Source organism: Ekhidna sp., from assembly GCF_965227465.1.
Taxonomy (GTDB): domain Bacteria; phylum Bacteroidota; class Bacteroidia; order Cytophagales; family Cyclobacteriaceae; genus Ekhidna.
Genome location: NZ_OZ245746.1, coordinates 3,590,991 through 3,613,731, shown reverse-complemented (window position 1 = coordinate 3,613,731; position 22,741 = coordinate 3,590,991). Strand labels below are relative to the sequence as shown.

The window sequence follows — 22,741 nt, the reverse complement described above, 5'->3', positions numbered from 1 at the left end:
AATACCTTATACCTTAATTGTAGTTTTAATGTTTCATTTTAGTATTAATTATTGAATGTAGTCCAGCTTACTTATTCATGTAAAACAAGTTTTATAGGTCTTGACAGCCTTTTTTATACGCTACATTTGAAAAAAATATTTTTTATGAAGAATCTCACTTATTTAGTTTTATCTGTATTTATAGTCGCTTGTCAATCAGGGAAACAAGACCAGGAACAACAAAAATCAGAGGCTACTTACAAAGCTCCTGATCATCACTCAGAATCGCTTACTAGCGTGTTGGATGCGCATGGTGGCTATGAGCAATGGTCAAAAATGAAATCACTTTCTTATATGAAAGGAGAGGAGTCAACGATCACTAATCTTCAAAACAGAAAAATCCGTTTGGAGTCACCCAAGCAGACCATTGGCTTTGATGGTGAAAACGTCTGGGTAACTCCTGACACGGTTGATGCCAGCAGATCCAGATTCTACCACAACTTATATTTCTATTTTTATGCTATGCCTTTCGTTGTTGGAGATCCGGGAGCATTTTACGAAGATGTTGAACCTCGAGAATTACAAGGCAAAACATATAATGGGATCAAAGTATCCTACGGTGATGGGGTTGGTGATGCTCCGGATGACAACTACATCATTTGGATGGATTCAGAAACGAATCAAATGGAATGGCTAATGTATACGGTGACCTACCGAAGTGGAGAGCCGAGTGAAAACTACAAGCTGATCAAGTATAATCAATGGGATAAGTTTGAAGGCTTGGTGCTTCCAACTACGCTGCAATGGTATGAATACGATGGAGAAACTGTTGGCGAACCTAGAGGAGACGCAGCGGTCTTCAAGAATATTGAAATTTCAACTGAGTCACCAAATGCAGGACTATTCGTAATGCCGGAGGGTGCACAAATAGCTCCGTTAAACAACAACTGATTTTTGAATTCCTTTTAGAAGAGGGAGAGTGGTTAGATTTGAAGAATCAAATCACCCATATCATGAAAAAATTGTTTGCTCTCCTTCTTCTTTTCTGTTTCGGAAATCTTTCTGCTCAAAGCGACAGGTCTCCAATGGAGGATCTACCTGATTACATTTCACAGCTGACTCAGTTTGGTCAGCGGGCGGATTGGTCGCACGACGGAGAACGAATCCTATTCATTGAAAAAACTTTTGGGGACGTATTTGAAGTAGAGGTGGCAACTGGAAAAATCATTCCCATGACCCATCATTTTTTTCATGAGGGATTTGTTAGGGCCCTTTATTTGGCTAATGGAGACATCCTTCTTTCAGGGGCTAAAAATTTCAATTCAGAGGACCCCTGGAAGAGCAGGGACGCCAGAAACACAGAGCTCTGGGTGCTAAAAAAAGACTTAAAATCTGCCCCTTTTGCTTTAGGTGTGCACTGCAAGGAAGGTCCTGCTGTTTCAAGATCTAAAATGAATATCGCCTGGGCACTCGGGACAACAATATATCAGGGGGAAATTGACTATGAAAATGGCAAGCCTAAACTTAAAAACTGGAAGCCCCTTTTTACTTCCGGAGACCTCCCCTCTCCAGCCAAGGGCTGGGATTTAGAGACTCAAAACTTCAATCCGAAGAATGAAAAGGAGTTATTCTTCTATGCTTTTGGAGGTCAATTTGGTTTTCAGGCAGAGGTGTTTAGTTACAACACGGAGGAGAAAAAGTTTGTAAACTTTTCCAAAAGTAAAGGCACCTATGATGAAGCGGAAGGAATATTTCCGGACGGGCTGAGCATGCTTATTGAAAGCAATCGTCACAGGGTGAATTATAAAGGGATGAAAGAATTTTTGACGTTAGATCTTTATAAAATGAAACTGGATGAGACCGGAGATGTGGAGCGAATTACTTTTTTTAATGATAATCCTGAGTATAAAGCATCAAACGGAGTGGTAAGTGATGATGGTCGGTATATGGCGTTTCAGTATGCGCATGCGGAAGATCCGGCAGGAAAGGGAAGAGGAATCCTTATTCTTGATCTTCAAAAATGGGAAAAGAAAAAGGGAAAGCGGTAAGCCTTCCCTTTTTTTAGTCTTACTGATTTTCTTATTCGCCAATCATTACAAAAGCACCCCAGTAATAGGGCTTTTTATATTTTTCTCTCAATTTTTTCTGTGCTGTATTAAATGCCAATTGCTTATCTCCATGAGAAAGCCATTCTTGATAAAATGTAGTCATTAGCTCTTGGGTAGCATCATCATCAACAGTCCACATAGACATAATTATCGCATCAGCACCGGCAATTTGAAAAGCTCTTTGGAGGCCGTAGACGCCTTCTCCATTTTTAATTTCTCCTAATCCTGTTTCACAGGCAGAGAGCACTACCACATCAGTTTTGTCCAGGTTCATGTTCATGGCTTCAAAGGCAGTGAGAATTCCATCATTTCCGTCAGACTCATCAACCGTTCCTGTCTGGATAAAGTTGTTGGCACCTGCTAAAATAAGACCTGATCTCAGTAATGGATTTTGAACATATGCATCATCTGATTGTGCATCAGGATCCTGCTCCAGGAAAAATCCGTGAGTAGCAATGTGTAGGATATTCGGATTATCAACACCCTTTACAGTCCCCTCAAGTGCATCATTTAGAAAATAGGTGTCTCTATTTCTGTTGTTGGCTGCATATAAGCTATCAATGAGTTCTACTTCCTTTTTCGTACCGGGGAGCATTCCTAAACCATTAAACGACTGCATGTATCTAACTAAGTTTCCACGCACGCCTCTAGGGATCCCTCTGGATAGTTCTTCTTTACTGGTCTTGCCACGAGATCCTCTTGCACCTCTAACTCCTCTTACGCCACGATCTTCTGCGCTTTTGTCATCAGATAAATTGGCACCCATTGAGTACTGCGGATAGCCAAAAAACACACTTCTACCACCATCTTCAAACGGCTGACTTTCTTCTAATAAATCTTTGGTATTAGTAACTAATGCAAGATCAATTTCATTCAAAAGATAATCCTTCGTTCCGGGGTTTTGGAGGGTGTATATGCTGATTTGATTGTATACTCCGTCAGGGGCGAAATAAATTTTATTGATCCCCTCAAGCCGACGGGCAATTGGTTCCCAAAACAGTCGGTAGCTGTAGTTTTCCGAAATCTTGTATTTAATAGCGTTTCTATAATTGGCTAGAAACTTATTCTCCATTTGGGCGCCATTTCGTAAGATGACCATTTCAGGATAATCTTCAGTGTCATGCCTAACGATCATTGCTGCATAGTGAACTTCGTCTGTAAATACACCGGCAGAATCTGTTGAAAAATTACGGTATCGCACCATTTCAACAGCTGCTTCTCCGGGCTTCAGGACATTCTTTATGTCCTTCCATGAAATAGACTTATTGGCAAAGTTTTCACCGAATGCCTGCGACACTTTGCTTAGTTCTTCTTCAAGTTTGTCTGATGATGAAGTAAGAGAATCAATTTTTAGATTTCTTACCTGAATGTCCATGTCAGTAGCGCTAAAGAGCTTTGCCAATTGTTCCTTTTGACTTATCCATGTTTCAAACTTTTCAATAAGGATATCATCACCACTTGAAAGAATACTCTCTCTAACTTTTGAGGTGGCATACATGATCAGGCCCTTTAAAGAAAGCTGATAGTCATAGATTTCACCTAGTAGTTCTTTCTCTTCACTGGACGTCTCTTCTATAAAGGAAACATACTGCTCAAAAGCAGGTCTCAGGTTGGTATAATAAAAAGTAGCTTTTTCTTCCTCCGTGAGCACCGGGAAGAATGTGTTGATCTGATTAAAATAGTTATTAAATGTTTCTTTATAGTAGCCTAACGCTTCATTTGTATTTCCTTGCTTCCAATTGAGAATGGCTAATTGGTTTGTGCTTCGAGCATAGTAAGGATGCCTATCACCAAGCGATTTTTTACGAATGTCATAAGCCCTTTTTGCTAATGGAATTGCTTTATCTACTTCCTCATATCCAAGGTGAGCGTTTGCCAGGTTAAAGTATGGAAATGCCGTCTCCGGATGATCCTTGCCCAGCGAAGATTCATACGTCTTTATGGCTTTTTTTCCGTACTCAATTGCATCATCAATGTTGCCTCGCTTCGAGTTGAGTAACGCCAGATTATTTTGTACCCTGCCGTAATCTATACTTTCAATTCCAGCACTGGCTTCAAAGACATCCAGTGCTTCCATGTGAAGTTTTTCTGACTCGGTATATTGACCATCATAAAGCAAGGTAAGCCCCAAATTGAGAAGGTCAAGACCATAAGTGAATGAATCCTCACCGAAGTACTCTTTGTCTTGAGAAAGAATTTTTCTTTGTAGCTTAGATGCTCTTTCATAGTTGCCTAAGTTGAAATAGACAATTGCAAGATTGTTTTCCAATCCAGATACCGCATCATCATTCTCCCCTTGCATCCTATTTACGATGCTTAGTGCTTGCTGGAAAATTTCCTCGGCCTCCGGTAGTTTTCCCTTATCCATGTAGAGTACACCCAGACTGTTTAGTGTAGATACATACTCAAATGTTGATTCAAGCCCATTCTCTTCAAAGGTACTAATGCCCCTGAGTATATTTCTTTCAGCCTTTTTAAACGAACCTTCAATCGCATAAGCGTCTCCGATCCATTTATAAGAGACACCCTCTTCAATACTATTCTTATCAACTTCTTTTTTTATTTCTTCGGCTACATCAAGACCTTTTTCTACTTGCTCAGTTTGGAGATACAATTCGATGAGAGCTCTCGAAGAATCAAAATATTCTTCACTTTTCTTGCCAAACTGGTTTTCATCAGATTTACGAATCGTAGTTAAAAACTGCTCTGCTTCTGAATAATACCCTAGCTCTGTTTGAAGGGTTGCCATATTATATAAAAGATCTTTTCTATCTCCAGTCGGATCGATTTTTTCTCTGAGTTGAAGCTCTAATTGATAAAAGTCAAGCGCTTTTTGATAGTCACCCATCTCATAGTCATAGGCTTCAGCCAGGTAGCTATAGACGTTTGCTGCAACTGAATCTTCTTTAATCAGGAATGCCTCCTTGGCAGCTTCCTCATTATCCAGTATGGTTTCGTAATCATAATCCAGATAAGCATCATCCAGCTTGTAATAAAGCTTCTCCGCTTTTTTGCTCTCAAAAGTGTATTGAGAGAAAACAGGAGCCGAAATGAGTAGTAAAAGAAGAAGTTGTAGCAGTTTCATGGTAGTGTGTTTACAACAAATAAAATAAGTGCTGAGACAATTGAAAAATCGTATAGCGAAATAAAGACTAAAGATAGCATATCCCATTGCTCAAAAATTAACAGTTCGTAGCACGATCAGGAATGTTGATCGAAATAATAAATGGTAAAAAATATTAATGAAGCATATCAATGTATTTTAGTAGTTTGTTCGTATTGAAATACCGTTTTTAGGGTATTTCAAACCATTGAATTATCTAATTACTTTGACCTCTAAGATTTAATCGCTTTAGTCATGCATACTACCACCTGTTTTAGAAAGTCACTTTTTCTCACTTTTATATTATTATCTAGTTTTTCGCTTTTTGCCCAGAATCAAGCCCTCGACTTGTCAGGAGCGGGTAATGAAGTGAATGTCACCTATAATCTTAATACGGTTAGTGGTTATACCGTTGAGCAGTGGATCTACTTGCCTTCGTTATCAGCTGGCACTTCCCTTCTAAACCAGACCTCATCCAATGTTGCGGCTCCATTAGATCTTTATGTAAATCCGAATGGAAGCGTCTCATTCTGGCTGGGAAATGGTACTTTATCCAATGATACTACTACAGCACCCGGTGTTATATCAGCTGGAGTCTGGCACCACGTTGCGGCAGTATATGATCCAGCCTCAACGGGCTCGGAAGGTAAGCTATATATAGATGGGTCGTCCACTCCTGTGGCCACCATGGCAGAGCCAGCGGGCTTTCTAAATATTGGACCTATTAGAATTGGAAGAAGAGCTGATGGTTTTGAGGGAGATGATGTTTATTTAGATGAAGTTAGAATATGGAACGTAGCAAGGCCAGGGACGGCAATAAATACTGACTTTGATGCCAAGCTTCACGGAGGTGAGACCAACCTGGAGGTTTATGTCCAATTTGAAGGAAATCTTTTAGACGATGCATTAAACAACGGTAGTCAGGATGGCTCTATTGGTGCAGGATCAATTGGTTATGTGAATGGCGCTCCACTACAAAACAATGCACTGAATTTTGATGGGACTGATGACCGTGTTGTGTTGCCAAGAAACAGTCTGCCAACTGGATTGACATTTGAGGCCTGGGTGAATACAGTATCGGGAGATGCTGCTTCCGGATATGCAGGAAATGCGGCATTATCGGTAATTGGAGATGTAAATAACAATATTAGAGGTTCATTTGGGATCAATGGTGGTGAAGTTTGGTATTTGCACTGGACTGGAACCTCGACGGATTTTGATACCATAAAATCTGTTCAAACGGTAAATGACGGTAACTGGCACCACATTGCCGTTACTCATAATCAAGGGACGAACGAGGTTCAAATCTATATAGATGGACAGCTAGATGGTCAGGGCTTCACCACAACCTATCATACCAATATGTCCTTCAACAGAATTGGATCCTCTTATGTTGCAACAGTGGATGGTGACTTTTTTGATGGATCGATTGACGAGGTTCGGGTTTGGGATAACGTACGCACACAGGAGCAAATCAATGCGGATGCTTATAATACACTAACTGCAGGTCCAGGACTGATAGCATCCTATGATTTCAATCAGGGAGTGGCAAATGGAGATAATGGGAGCTATACTACACTACCTGATCTAACAGTAAATGGGAACGATGGAACACTAAATGGACCGTTTGCTTTAAATTTCGCTGCATCCAACTGGATAACCTCAACCGCTTTCAGTAACGATATTTTTGATCCACTATTTCTTACGGGTTATCCACTCATTGATAACCTTGGAACAACAGGTTTTGATATCACTGTCCAGCTAAACGAACCTGGAACCTACTTCTATGTAGTAGTTCCGGATGGAGCTACACCTCCATCTGTAGATGATGTAAGAGGCGGAACAGGTTTCGGGGGCACAGGTCAAGTTGCAGCAGGTAACATTGCGGTTACAACACCAGCGACTGATTTTGTATTGAGTCCAACAGGACTTATACCAAACACTTTTTATGATTTGTACATCGTAGCTCAGGATGATGAAGGCTCGCCAAATGTGCAGAACACAAATACGTTTTTTAATGTAACAACAGAAGCCGGTTTCGTCACCAGATGGATAACCTCTGATGGTCAAATTACCATTCCAACAACAGGAGGAGGGTATAACTATTCTGTCGAGTGGAACAACATTACAAACGCGGGCATAAATGAAGGATTTATTGATGGAAGAACTGGTGACTACACCATCACTGGAATGGAAAATGGTTCTACCTATGAGGTGATTATTCGGGGTGCTTTCCCTCGAATCTATTTCAATAACACAGGAGACAAGGACAAAATTCAATCGATCGAGCAATGGGGAAATATCTCATGGACATTCTTTCAGAGTGCTTTTTATGGCTGCACGAACTTAACGTATAATGCAACGGATGCTCCGGATCTAACAGGAGTATCAGGTCTGGGCAGCATGTTTAGAAATGCCAGTTCTTTCAATGCTACGGACCTAACTAGTTGGGATGTTTCAGGCATCAACGATATGGGCTTAATGTTCAGTGGGGCAACAGCTTTTGCAGGAGATGTATCCTCATGGGACGTCAGCAACGTGGTGACCATGACCGAATTGTTTAGGGACTTACCATCATTCAATTCCGATATCAGCGGTTGGGTGACTACCAGTGCCTCGAATATGTTAGGTATGTTCCAAGGTTCATCATCTTTTAACAGGGACTTGAGCGGATGGGATCTTAATGGAGTGGGCAACACCAGCTTTATGTTCTTCAATGCATCGAGTTTTGATCAGGACCTGAGTCTTTGGGATGTGACTACCATTTCCAATATGACAAACATGCTGAGCAATACCGCTACGTCAGTGGCAAATTACGATGCAATCTTAAATGGCTGGGCTTCCCAGTCTGCAAGCTTGCAGGTAGGTGTGACACTGGGAGTAACGGGCTTGGGGTACTCCTCAGCTGGAGCTCCTGGTAGAGATACCTTAACAACTGCTCCAAGTTCATGGACGATATCAGGAGATCAATTGGTCACCCCAGCAGCACCGACAAACCTCATTGCCTATGCTAGCTCCGCAACCGATATTACGCTTGAATGGTCAGACAATGCGACTAATGAGACAAATTATCAAGTTGAAAGGGCGGATGATTATGCCTTCGCGACCAACGTGATCACCATCACCTCGGCCATTGCAGCGAATGCAACATCCCATGTATTCAACGCTGGCACGGATCAGCCTTATTATTATAGAGTAACACCACTTAATGGATTTGAAGATGCTTCCAGCCAGTCCTCTATTGAATTTGCAACGACAGAGGCATTTGCCGGGCATGCACTTAGCTTTGATGGAACCGATGATTCAGTTGTGGTGCAGCATGATCCTCAATTGAACTTAGTGAGTGGTGACTTTGCCATTGAGTCCTGGGTGTATTTAAATGCCTCCGGTATTCAAACCATCGCGAGCAAAGGAGACGGCAATGGAATAGCAACCGATGATGTCTGGATTTTTCAGATACAAGGAGATAAAATTGCCTTACAACTTGTGGATGGTGTGTCAACATCAGAATGGGGATTAAGTACCACCAACGTTCCACTGAACGAATGGGTACATGTGGCAGTATCCTTTACAGGGACTACAGCTTCTTTCTATTTAAATGGAGTAGCGGATGGCACGCACAATTATGGTTTTAGTCCATCAGATAATGGAGATTCCCAATCCATGTATATGGCACGCCAGGGCTCAGTCTGTGATTGTAATTATTTAAATGGTGATTTAGATGAACTTAAAATTTGGAGTGCAGTAAAATCTGATTTCTCAGACCGATATAGTCTGGTAGACCTATCAATACCGCAACCGAATCTAGTGGCGTATTACTCATTTGATGAGGGAGTGGGTGCAACAAATACGGTTGATGCATCGGCGAATATTAATGATGGATCGATTGGTGGTGCTACCTCAATACCTTCAACTGTAGTTCAGGATGGAGTTGTTTCCAATACCAATGATTCAGGACCTGGCTCACTTCGCGAAGCAATCAATTATGCAAATGCAAACTCACCAACAACGATTACCTTCAACATTCCAGGAGGCGGACCTTACACGATTGGTGTAACAACCACGCTTCCGGATATTACAGCGGCCGGAACTATCATAGATGGAACTTCTCAACCAGGATGGACTTTTGGAGATGTGAATAACATGGTTTCCATTGATGGATCTGGAATTGGATCCAATTCCAGCGGCTTGAATATTAACGAAGCTCCGGATGTAGAAATTTATGGTTTAATCATTACCGGATTTAGCGGGCTGGAATCACATGCAGCCATTGAATTAACAGGAGATGGAGCTGATAATGCATTCATTGGAGCTCCGACAATGGGTAATATTATCCATGGAGGAGGAACATCTGGCATTTACATTACTAACGCAGATTCGACAGTCATTAGAGGAAATTGGATTGGAACATTAGATGGATCAACAGCTTCTGGTAACAATCATCATGGCATATCTGCTACAGGGACGGTAGACGATCTAATCATAGGTGGAAATTTCTTGAGTGGAGAAGGAAATGTTATTGCAGGAGCAGGAAATGGTAAATATGGCATTACAACAAACATTACTGGAACCAACCTTTCAATAAAAGGTAACTATATAGGAACAGATGCATCTGGTAATAATCCCATGAACAACGAAGCAGGGGGTGTCGATGTTGGAGGAGCAGTCACATTTGTAGTCGGAGGTGTTGGTCCGGGTGAAAGGAATATAATTTCTGGAAATAATACGGACACCAATGCTGACGGTATCAATGTTGGAAATGGTTCATCAGGGAGCATCTTAAACAATTACATTGGAGTTGGTGCTGATGGTATAACCCCACTTGGAAATGGTGGGTACGGAATCCTTTTTGCTAATTCAGCGAGCAATGTACTCGTTGATGGAAATACCATTTCTGACAATGGGACGGATGGCCTTTATCTGGGTAATGGAAGCGTCTCACTTACGGTTTCTAATAACATTATCGGATTAACACCCGATGGACTGGATACGCTTGGAAATACGAATGATGGAATAAGAATAACTAACGGAACAAACATTACCATTTCAGGCAACACGATTTCAGCAAATGGAAGTAATGGAATCGCGATAAATGGAGACCAAACCAATCTGGATATTAACACCAATGTTATTGGGTTGGATGTTAACGGTCAAGGGGACATGGTGCTCTTAGGTGATGGAGTTACTGTCTCAAGCGATAACACGTTTGGAAACCTGGCAAATGGAATTGTCTTAAATCTTGTCGATGGAGCAAGCTCAGGGAATTCAATTACAGGAAACCTCATTTCAGGAAATGGGGTGTTTGCAGACGAAAATACGGGTGCAGTAGGTATAGGAATTTACATCAATGCTGATACGAGAGGTTTCACCATTCAGGACAATGTGATTGGCCTTGAAGGGGATGAAGTGACACCTCAGAAAAACATCAATTCTGGTATCTATATCAGTGGACTATCCAACTCCGTCATTGGAGGGACTGGCGCAAACGAAGCAAACCTAATAGGTCACAATGGAGATTATGGAATAGAAAAGCTAGGGACTAATATGAACGGTGTTGATGTTCATGCGAATGAGTTTGACTGTAATGAAAAAGGAGGGATTAGTTTTACATCCGTTCCAGACATTGATGCACCTATCATAGATTTAGTTTCTCCATCTTCAATTTCGGGATCAACAACTGCGGAAGACAATTCGAATATCTTTATTTATGAAGCTGATTCATGCGCATCCGATCAAGGCCTTGTTCTTGTCACAGAGGCCATTGATGCTGTTTCAGGCGGAGTATGGTCGGTTTCCGGTTCCTTCGATCCAACGAAAAGCTATGTATCGCTAGTTGTTGATGATACAACAACTGTAAATGCAACATTAAGTACCTCTGAGTTTTCGGCTCCAGCAATGGTACCCGCTAGTGTTGTTTCTAATGTTAATGATACCGGAACCGGATCTTTGCGTGAAGCAATCAATTTTGCGAATGCGAATCCTGGAACTACAATTACATTTGATATTGCAGGAGGCGGCCCATGGGTGATTAACCTTTCTACAGCTCTTCCTCAAATCACTGCAAATAATATCATCATTGATGGTTTTACTCAACCAGGGTGGGTATTCGGAGATCCGAATGCGATGGTTCAAATCAATGGATCTGGTATTGGAGGAAATGCGAACGGTATTAATATCGCTGCAGCAAATGCAGAAGTGTATGGATTGATTTTCACAGGATTCAGCGGTAATGCAACCAATGGCAACATTTATCTGGCATCAGATGCAGCAGACAATGCATTTATTGGTAGCGCAACTAAAGGGAACATTTTCCATTCATCAGGGGGAAATGCAATCTACATTGTTGATGGAGACAGTGCCGTTATCCAGGGCAATAGAATCGGTACGCTTGATGGTAGTACTGCATCTGCCATGGGAGATCACGGTATTTCCACCACGGGTGAAATAACCGATTTAATTATAGGTGGCGATTTCTTTACCGGTGACGGAAACTTAATTTCCGCAGCACCTTCCAATAGATATGGGCTAAATCTTTTTGGCTCAGGAGGAGGCTCAGGTCTCACAAACGTAAAAATTACCGGAAATAAAATTGGCACAAACGATGCAGCAGACGGTGCGATACCAAATACACTGGGCGGCATCAATATTCTTGGAACAATAGCAGCAGTTGAGATTGGAGGACCTTCTCCTAGCGACTTGAATATCATATCCGGAAACGGAGATCATGGTATCATCATTCAGGCTGGAAATACGTTCGATATTGACGGAAACTACATCGGTCTTCAGTCAGATGGATCTACCGCCTTAGGTAATGCTGGATCTGGAATAAGGATAAATCCGGCAGCAGTCAATGTTAATGTCGGAACAAATAGTCAAAACATTATATCAGAGAATACGGGTCACGGAATTCTGTTTGATGGGAATACTTCTTCAAATACTGCGCTAGGGACCAATATATTCAGTTGTAATGCAAGTGGAGGAATTGGCTATGGCTCAGGCCCGCTGACTCCTGGAGCTACTATTGATGATGTCAACTTTAATACTGCTTTTGTAACAACCGGCGCTGCAGACGGTAGCAGCGTATACATTTACTACGCGGATGATGGATGTAGTAATGATCAAGGAATAGCCTTTGCAGGCTCTGGTGTTGTCGCAAGTGGTGAGGCAGTTATTAGTGGAGGTTTCGCTCCCAATTCTCATTATGTGGCATTAGTTGAAGATGTGAACGGTTTCTCAACTTTTTCATCTCCATTCTTTGCAAATTTTGTGATGGTAACCAACACAAATGACACAGGAACCGGTTCTTTAAGAGCAGCAATAGACTCAGCCAATACATACCCGGGAGCCAGTATTTATTTTAATATACCTGGTGGTGCACCATGGGAAATTAATTTGGCATCTGATTTACCTACTATAACCGCAGCAGGGACCATTATTGATGCTACTACTCAGCTGGGCTGGAATATTGCTACGGGAGATATTCCACAAATATCCGGTGGAGGATCTGCAAGTATCGGACTGAATGCTTCAAATAATTTCTTCGAGGTTTATGGGCTTCACATTAGAGATTTCACTGTAAGTGGTATTCGTTTTAACACCACAGGGACAGCAGCAAATGGCTATCAAATCGGTGGCCCATTTTATGGTAATATCATCACCAATTGTGGAACCTCAGGAATTAACATCATTAGCTATACCGGCGGAGGTTCCATTCAAGGAAACTTCATTGGATTAATGCCGAATGGAACTACAATAGGAAGTACAACAAATGGGATAAGTCTAGGAACCAACGCAGATAATGTTCTAATTGGCGGGCCAGGATCAGGCGAAGGCAATGTCATCTCCAATAGTGCTACTTCAGAGATAACCCTTTCTAGTGCAGACTCAGTAATCATAAGAAACAATATCATTGGACTCACTCCGGACGAATCTACTGCAGCTGCAGGAGGAGCAAATGGAATTAACCTAAATGGCGCTGATGGATCTACTATTGAAGATAATGTCATTGCTGCTCACACATCTGGTATTAGGTTAAACAATGCAAGTGGACATACAATAAGAAGAAACTTCTTAGGCGTGTCTTCAGATGGCACTACACCATTCCCAAATACGAATGGAATTCATATGATCAATAATTTGAATTCCGACAATAACATCATTGGATCTAACACAAACACTGGAGATGGTAACACAATTGCAGAAAATACCGGTAACGCTATTTTGATAGAAGGTTCTGGCAATAATGGAAACCAAATTCAGCGAAACTCGATTTTTAATAATGCTGCTGGAATAACCTTGGGAAGTGGAGCACATAACGGAATTTTGCCACCGGGCATTGATCCTATAGTTGTCGGAAGTACGGTGACAGGGACAGGTACAAATGGAGATGAAATTGATTTGTATTACGATGATTCGAATGGGCAAGGAAACGTTTATTTAGGTTCAGCTATCGTTTCCGGGGGAACCTGGAGTATTGGTTCCTTAGGATTAACCAACGGGGATCAGGTGGTAGCTACAGCCACTAATGCTACTGATGGTACATCCGAATTCAGTGCTGCTGCAAGCTATACCTTTAATTACCCGGTAGCAGAAGGAGCAGGCGAAGCACTTTCATTTGATGGAACGGATGATTTAGTTGTCATTACTAACGATCCTTCTTTTGAAAATCCAACGTATACCCTGGAAACCTGGGTAACTATTATCTCTAATCCTGGAAATGGACATACCGATGCATTTGTCAATAAAGGAACACTTGATGGTTCATTGGATGGCAATGGGTATACCATGGGCTACACGTATGATGGAGCCAACTATCAGGTTTTCTTAGGCCATGTGAATGGATCAAATACAGTTCAACCGCTAATAGTTAATTACACACTAAACCTTGGAGAGTGGTATCATGTGGCTGGTGTCTATGACGGCACTGATATGATCTTATATGTAAACGGAGAGGAAATTGGTAGAACAACAGCAGATGCCCCTGATTATATAGGAGACGCAACCGACATCAGAATTGGTGGATATCATTCACTTGGAGGGGTTTCGGCAAGCGATTTTCTTAACGCCGAACTGGATGAAATCAGAATATGGGATTTCGCTAAAAATGAAGGAGAAATTAGAGGAGGCCTGACTCAGAAAATCACTGGTAACCCTTCCGGGCTTGTCGGCTATTACCGAATGGATGACAGTGGAGATACAGGCAACTTGTTGGATTATCAGGGGGTGCACAATGGGGTCATTAGTGGAGGTGCTACTTATGGACTATCAGGTGCTCACCTGGGTGATTACAGTACGTTTGAATATTCGTATACCGCAGGATCAGGAAGAAATTTAGATGTATTTAGAGTGGAAAACCTGGGTGTAGCAAACCTACCACTTCATATCTATCGGGTTAGTGGAACGCCGGCAAATAATGTTGTTTCCGGTTTTGATAACATAGCAGATACGGCATACTATGGTGTTTTCGCTCCAGGTCAAACCTATGATGTCGTCGATAGTATTGGCTCATTGACTGCTGACCGTAGGATGCTATACCGTGCAGATGGAGCTGATACTACGTGGACAAGCATTAGCGGTGTATTGGGTATAAGGCTTGAAGACGATCAAATTTATGCTTACGGACAGTCGGGTAGTGGCCAATTTGTTACCGCAATCGATCAAAACCCATATCCAACTCCGGTAGATGCAGGCTTTGCTATGAGCTTTGACGGGACAGCAGATTATATCACTGTTCCACATAGTCCCTCCATTGATTTCTCCGGAAACTTTACAGTAGAGGCTTGGATTAATCCGGATGGATCGGCGACACCACAGGGAATAGTGTCAAAGTTTAATAACGAAATGGTCTTATGGCTAGATGGCTCAACTCTTCGCTATGAGATTGGTGGCGGTTTGCAAGCAAACTGTGGCACAATTCCATCTGGAGAATGGACACATGTAGCATTAACATACGATGGCGTAAATGCATCAGTATTTGTAAATGGGGTTCAGGTATTCACAAATCCGGAAGCTCAGCCAGCCACTAGCACTAGAAATTTGTTTATTGGTAGTTGGGATCAAAATGAGTTTACCACAAGAAATTTTGTTGGTGATATCGATGAGGTGAGAATTTGGGACGTATCACTTTCCCAGACCAATATTCGAGATCACATGATCCAAAAAATTGATGCGGACTTTGATAGTCTGAATCACTTGCAAGCATATTGGAGGTTTGATGAAAACAATGCTTCAACGGCAATCAATATTGCTGGAGACAATAATGGAACCATCACGGGAGCAACACCGATAATTTCCGGTGCACCACAGGCTCAGGGTGTCATTTATTCATATGATGGAACTCCGGGCGTACTGAACACGGCGCAGTTTGGTGAGGATATTAATATTTATTATGATGACGCTACCGGAGGGATTCATGGATATCTGGTAGGTGGTCCACCGAATCAGATACAGGCGGCAGGTTTTAATAATCTGGACCAGCCCAAGTATTATGGGGTATTCGCACCTTCAGGTCAGAAAGTTGACATTCACATGGATTACAATACTGGCAATGACACGAACAGACGGATAGTTTATAGAAAAGATGCTTTAGACACTGCAGCCGTAGGCGGTTGGGAACGTTTGTCTGGGTTATTAAATACAAGCGATCTGGTTGATTCTGTCTATGCTTTTAATGTTCCAGCTGGAGAAGTAACAACAGCTGTTTTAAATCCACCAAGCTCTTACCCAATGCTTGGATCGACAGATGCTGGAGATGCATTAAGTTTTGATGGTGTGGACGGTTACGTTGATGTAACTCATGATTCGGATCTCAGCATAGCAACCTCAATTACCATAGAGGCTTGGGTAAGACGAACTAGACTTGATGACGTTGATGTGATCCTTGAAAAGGGTGGAGATTGGACCAACGGACAAACTAACTACGGAATTGGTTTGAATAATAATGCCAATGGTAATATGTTCTTTTTTACATGGAATGGAGGAGGAAGAGGAACTAATGGGGTTACAGACTTTGATTGGCATCATTATGCCGCGGTAGCACGGGAGGGTGATACAGATCCAAAACTGTATATTGATGGAGTACTTCAAACAATCGATAACACATTTGGAAATGCAACAATTGATTTAGATGAAACGACAACAAAGAACCTTCATATAGGAGCTCAGGTTGATCCTGGTCTTGACTATTTCAGTGCTAATGAAATTGATGAAGTGCGAATTTGGAGAGATACTTTATCAGCAGCTACTTTAAATACCTATGCAAACATAAATAGTGTTTTATTTCATCCTAATTATACAGAATTAGTTGCTTACTACAGGTTTGACGATGGCAATGGGTCTACGATTTTAGAAGATGTGTTCTCCAACAATGATGGAACACTTACCAACATGGATGAGAATACGGACTGGGCTGCATCTGGCGCGTTAGCCGGAGCTCCTCTTCAGAATGCATTAGCTCTAGACGGGACAGGCGATTTCACTAATTCTGGCAACATTGCGGCAGTAAATTTTGATAGACTTGATCCATTCACTATTGAAGCATGGATTCAGACCTTAGGTACAGGACTTCAAACAGTCGTTGGTATGCAAGAAGAAATTGGTGGAGGAACAGGATACAGAATGTTCTTAAATGATAGTCTGCTTAGAATGTCTTTTAACAATACCTCTGGAACAAATCAACTTGCCGTAAATGCACAAGGAAGTAATATAAATGACGGACAATGGCATCATATTGCTGTAACACATGACGGTACAGGAACCGCGGCAGGAATAAGTTTATTCATAGATGGTGAAAAATATCCAAACCAAATTGTCCAAGACAATCTGGTATCGTCAACCATAAGCACTGCCAATTTCAGTATTGGAAGTAGAAATGGGGTAGAACAATTTTTCAATGGTCTTATCGATCAGGTAAGGATATGGGATATTGAACGAACTCCTGATGAAATTTACAATAGTGCTGACTCCTCAATCACTTCCGATGCTAATTTAATATTGTCTTTTGAGTTCGATCAAGCATCTGGTGCGGCTGTTGATGCTGCAAATGGAAACGATGGGACATTAGCTGGAGACGCAAATTATGTAAGTTCGACAGCATTTGATAATGATGTGTTCCCTCCTTTATTCTCTGGAGGATTTCCATTCATTGATGACATTACCACCAATGATTTTCAAATTAATAGCGCTGCTAATGAATCAGGATTATTAGCAGTCGCAGTATACGCTGACGGCACACCTACGCCTTCTTCTAGCGATGTTGTCAGTGGAACAGGTGCAATCACATTTGCGTCAGCACTAAGTGAATCTGCAGTTACACGAATTGGTGGCTCATTGTCTGATAGTACTGATTATGATGTTTATTTTGTTCTTGAAGATTTAAATAGCAATCGTCAAATAATACCAACTTTAGTAGAAATAACTACATCAGGAGTTTCCAATTATGCACTAGAATTTGACGGGTCCGCACAGTATGTTGCTGTTTCGGACGCACCACAATTTGATATTGATACAGATTGGACCATTGAGGCATGGATTAAGACCCCTACGACCGGGCAGCAAAACATTGTCACTCAGGTTTCGGGTAATACCGGATATTCATTCTTTAAAATTGGTGGAACACTTTACCTTCAATACTATAGCTCAGGCGGTTTCCAAAATGGTGGAACTTCGCTTTCTATTGCCGCTGGAATTGATGATGATCAGTGGCACCATGTTGCAGTTTCACAAAATGGAGCAAATGGCAAGATTTATGTGGATGGCTCGCCAGTACTCGACGTAAATGTTTTGCTACCTATCGATGAAACTATGGGTGATGTTCGATTTGGCCAGGATCCATTTGTGGGTGGTTATACCGGAGTTTTAGATGAAGTCAGATTCTGGGATTATCAACGATCTGACACTGAGATAGCTGATCACTTTGATAGTGAATTGAATGGAGACGAAGCAGGTTTAGTTGCATATTATCCATTCACGGATGGACCAGGAAATACTACTGTCACAGATTTAACCGGAAATGGAAATGTTGGTACACTATTTTCAATGGATGAAAACAGCGATTGGGTGGAAGGTCCTACTTTAAATTCACCAACAGGTGGAGTTCCTCTAGGCGAAGACTTTGACTCAGACTTACCAACAACCACTGATCGGGCTCTTGACCTTGGCTCAGGCTTATGGGAAGGTCTAGGAGTTAAATCTGCTGAAGATTCAACCAAAGCGAATGGTGGTGTTGGCGATGCTGCATTGATGTTGGCTGGAGCTGGAAATTACCTAACTACACCAACCCTAGATGGAGTAAATCAGTTTACCTTCTACTATAGGGCTGATAATGCGGGAGGTAGTGGATTTGTCTTTGACGTATTTACCTCCAGTGATGGTGGAATTACTTTCGATCAGGAGATTGCTAGCGATAGTTCAAACAACACAACCACTTACAAAGAATTCAATTACAATTTTGGTAGTGCTTACACGGGTCCAATTAGAATCGTTTACGATGCTGCCGGAAGTGAAAATGGTTTGATAGATGACTTCTTCGCAGATGTGTCTGCGATAAGGCCTGAGGTTACTGTAACTACCTTACTTGAAGGTGATACTACAGTGAACATCGGGGATCAGGATATATTGATTTATAAGGTTCAGGTTGATGTTGCTAATTCGGCAGCTGCTGCAGAAGGGCTTTACCTAACCATTTTAGGTGCTGACTCAACCGATTTCGAGTTGGATGGTTTCAAGTTTTATGAGAACGTAGGTCTCGATGATTTCGGTAGTGCTACTTTGATTGATAGTAGCTCATGGAGCCCGGGAGCACCTGTTCCAAATGGTTCAATTGGCCAGCTCTTTTCCAACTTCCATACAATAGGAACTCCAATTTACTATTATGTAACTGCGGACATTAGTCCATCTGCAAATCCAGGAAGCTTCAGCGTAAGTATTCCTGATATTGATCAGTTTGGGTTTGGTGATAGCGATAAATTGGATGGGGGTTTATCCGCAGGTGATAACATCACTATTCAAAATGTAACAATTCCGGATGCCACTTTCACTACTATTCCAGTTGCAGGCGCATCCTTAACTCAGGGCTCGGTTGATAACCTTGTTTATCAATTCACGATTGCAGCAACGGGTGGTGATGTCACAAAGGAGGGCATGATCGTTGCGGTTGGAGGAGATGCTACGACTGCTGACTTTAGTGCAAGTGGATGGAAACTTTATGAAAGTATAAATTCTGATACCGGTATAGGAGGAGCTTCATTAGTCGGATCAACGAATATAGGCGATGCAGCTCCGGATAGTGTCGGATTTGCCATGAGCGGCGATATTCTGGATAGTGATATTCATTATTTCTATATCGCAGTAGATATAGATCCTGGAGCTACTGTAGGAAATTCATTCAACGTAGTTCTATGGAACGGTGATCCTACAGAAAGTGTGGGAATTAGTGATCCGAAGAATAAAGTTGATGGGGGCTTTGTTGATGGTGATACTTTCACTGTCCAAAGTAGTGATAGTACCTCTCCAACTCCACTAATAAGTAGTTCAGAGAGCAGTCCTACCAATGCCAACCCAATTCCAATTGCAGTAGATTTTGGTGAAGTAGTAGTAGGGTTTGACAGTACTGACCTGGTGATAGGTAATGGAACGGCACAAAACTTTGTGGATGTCGATGGGCAGAGTTTCACATTTGATATTGTACCTACTGCAGATGGAGCCGTAACCGTTGATATTGCAGATTCGGTTGCTCAGGATTTAGCTGGAAACGAAAATCTAGTTGCGACTCAATTCTCCATTGATTACGACGGTACTGGTCCTTCCATCACTCTTGATCAGGATGGATTGACAATCAATGACACAAATCTTACTGGAACAATTAGCGACCCAACGGATGCAATACAGTTCTCAGTAGATGGAGGAACAACGTTAACAGGAGCTACTAACAATGGTGATGGTACTTGGTCGTATGAGCTAAGTTCTGATCCAAATTATGCTGGTGATGGTCTTTACAATATATATTTGGATGTTTCTGATACGCTGGGCAATCAAACGATAAGCTCAGCAGAAACTGTAACAATTGATCTAACCGGACCAGTAATTGCATTTGATCAGGACGGTCAAACAACCAATGACATTAACCTTTCTGGTACCACAAGCGATGCGTCGGATGTAGTTCAACTATCATTGGATGGAGGAACAACGTTAACGGGAGTAACAGTTAATGGAGACGCTACCTGGACGTATGATTTAAGTTCTGATCTAAATTATGCTGGTGATGGTCTCTACAATATATATTTAGATGCTTCTGATGCTCTTGGAAATCAAACCATTTCCTCATCAGGAACTGTAACAATAGATCAAACAGCCCCGGTAGTAGAGGTAGATATCTATGGTACATCGATAACGAGTCCTCAAATAACTGGAATCATAGATGACCTTAGTGCCACCGTAGAAGTAACTGTGAATGGAGAAACAAATCCGGCGACAAATGTAGGAGACGGAACATGGTCACTTGCAGCTGGAATTTTAACAGATCTGGCAGATGGCACTTATGATGTGCAAGTGAGCGCCACGGACTTAGCAGGGAACGTAGGTGCTGATCAAACTTCAGATGAACTAGTGATCAGTCAGGACATATTTGCTCTGGTGGCGACACAAATAACTCCTACAAGCTTTAGGGCAAATTGGAGTGAAGGATTGGACGTTCAATCATATGAGCTGGACGTGTCGACTGTGAGTGACTTCTCTACCTTCTTACCTGGTTTTGAAAGTCTTTCAGTACCAAATACTAGTCGATTTGCGATCGTTACTGGGCTTGATTTCTCTACTAATTATTACTATCGAGTGAGATTGGTAAACACAGCGAGTCAGGTATCAGCTAATTCGAATACCCGAGTTGCTAAAACAACAGTTGGTCTGGCAACATTGGCAGATTCACTTGCATTGGCACAAATCCATGATGCAATCCAACCTCAGGGGCTTAATTGGGGAACGGAGAGATTAAGAAACTGGGATGGAGTAACACTTGGGTCCGATAGGACACGTGTAGAAATTGTAAATATAAGTGGCACTCAATCTATCGGAGATATGCCGAATCCTTTCGTTGGTGATGCTTTCACAAATGGTGGGCTAAGCAATCTTACGGGTATGGATGTTTCTGACAACCAAATTACCGGCCTGATGGATTTTTCTTCTACGTCGATTTCCACGCTTTTCGTAAATGACAACAGCTTGCAATTTGATGATCTCGAGCCTGTAGTGGGTATCACTACGCTGGATTACGCTAATCAGGCAAGTGTACAGTATAATGAAACGACCGATGGTAGCCCAATTGAGGTGAGATACACAAGCGATTACTTGCTATCAATTGGTGTGAATGGGACAGGTATTGGTGGAAGTGCCAATACGTATAGCTGGTTTAGAAATGAAGCAGCAATCTCTTCAAATACAGATTTTGCGATTACTGACGCTGAAGGAGTGATCCTGGATATTGATTATGATAATATGGGAGTATTCAGAACGGAAGTGACAAGCTCACTTGTTCCTGGATTAGTAATCGATGTGGATTCTCAGACCGTTTGGGCTATAGCGGATATGGAGGTATCAGTAGCGGACATAGATGGAAATCCATTAAGTGCACCATTCAATGCATACATGCTTGAAACAACACGTATAGCCACTGGTTTCAGAGTTCTTGAAACATTAGAGAATCAAACTTCATCTACGTTTACATTCCCTGATGTCGTACTTGGAGATTATATCACTTTTGTAGAATCTGATCTGGAATTATACATACCTACTTATTTTGGAAACGTATTTGAATGGACAGAGGCTGATACATTGTTCTTCAGAAGTGATGATGTAATTAGTATGATAATGACCGAAGTACCTCGTGAGCTTACTGCGGCGGATGGAAATGGTAGTCTTGATGTCTTGATTGAAGAGGATTTTGAAGAAGAAGGAGGTAGAATAGACGCCAGGAGGAGAGCTGCTAAGCGAAAATGTGGATTGAGAAGAAAACGATCCGGTGGACGTATTGGTCAAGATGACGATGATTTTGAACTGATTGCTTATGGAGAGACAGATGATAATGGAGAATTCCAGTTTGGATTCTTACCTCAAGGCACGTACAGATTCTTTGTAGAATACCCCGGAATTCCATTGGATGAGTCCTCATTTGTTGAGTTCGAGGTTGGAGAAGAAGGTGTTAGTGATACGGACTTTAAACTTCAGGCATTCGCTACAGAAGATGGAATTCAGGTGGAGATTGAAGCAGTATTGGGTGTTATTTTGGAATACTTTAAGGATCTACGGATTTATCCAAACCCTTCCAGCGAATACCTTAACATTGGATATAGGCATCTAAAATCAAGAGACGTTACAGCGGAACTAATGGACCTGTCTGGCAATAGAAAGTGGTCTACAGATTTACGAAATGGATTTGACGGAGAATTAAGGATTGATGTAACTGATTTTGAAGCCGGAATCTACATTTTAAGATTCTATGACCGTGAGAGTCCAAGAGATAATGTTGTAAGCTTCAGAGTAATTGTAAAATGATAGCTTA

4 protein-coding genes are annotated in these 22,741 nt (G+C 41.7%); 3 read left to right on the top strand and 1 reads right to left on the bottom strand.

Translation table 11 applies throughout. The annotated features are described in order from the left end of the window. Nucleotides 1-144: 144 nt before the first annotated feature. Both ACO05G_RS15890 and ACO05G_RS15885 read left to right on the top strand, forming a co-directional pair. Nucleotides 145-930, top strand: coding sequence for a DUF6503 family protein (locus ACO05G_RS15890; RefSeq protein WP_421763626.1), 786 nt, complete (start codon nt 145-147; stop codon nt 928-930). Nucleotides 931-992: 62 nt separating this feature from the next. Next, entirely contained in the window at nt 993-2,027 is a 1,035-nt protein-coding gene (locus ACO05G_RS15885; RefSeq protein ID WP_421763625.1) for a hypothetical protein, read from the top strand. Nucleotides 2,028-2,058: 31 nt separating this feature from the next. On the opposite strand, the gene ACO05G_RS15880 is transcribed toward ACO05G_RS15885, so the two are convergent. Further along, a complete protein-coding gene (locus tag ACO05G_RS15880; RefSeq protein WP_421763624.1) occupies nt 2,059-5,172 on the bottom strand; it encodes a tetratricopeptide repeat protein in 3,114 nt (1,037 codons plus the stop codon). A gap of 273 nt (nt 5,173-5,445) precedes the next feature. On the opposite strand from ACO05G_RS15880, the gene ACO05G_RS15875 reads away from it, so the two are divergent. After that, nucleotides 5,446-22,734, top strand: coding sequence for a LamG-like jellyroll fold domain-containing protein (locus tag ACO05G_RS15875; protein WP_421763623.1), 17,289 nt, complete (start codon nt 5,446-5,448; stop codon nt 22,732-22,734). Nucleotides 22,735-22,741: the final 7 nt, after the last annotated feature.

Coding starts and splice junctions, on each gene's coding strand:
- ACO05G_RS15890 (WP_421763626.1), top strand. CDS start 145: ATGAAGAATCTCACTTATTTAGTTTTATCTGTATTTATAGTCGCTTGT.
- ACO05G_RS15875 (WP_421763623.1), top strand. CDS start 5,446: ATGCATACTACCACCTGTTTTAGAAAGTCACTTTTTCTCACTTTTATA.
- ACO05G_RS15885 (WP_421763625.1), top strand. CDS start 993: ATGAAAAAATTGTTTGCTCTCCTTCTTCTTTTCTGTTTCGGAAATCTT.
- ACO05G_RS15880 (WP_421763624.1), bottom strand. CDS start 5,172: ATGAAACTGCTACAACTTCTTCTTTTACTACTCATTTCGGCTCCTGTT.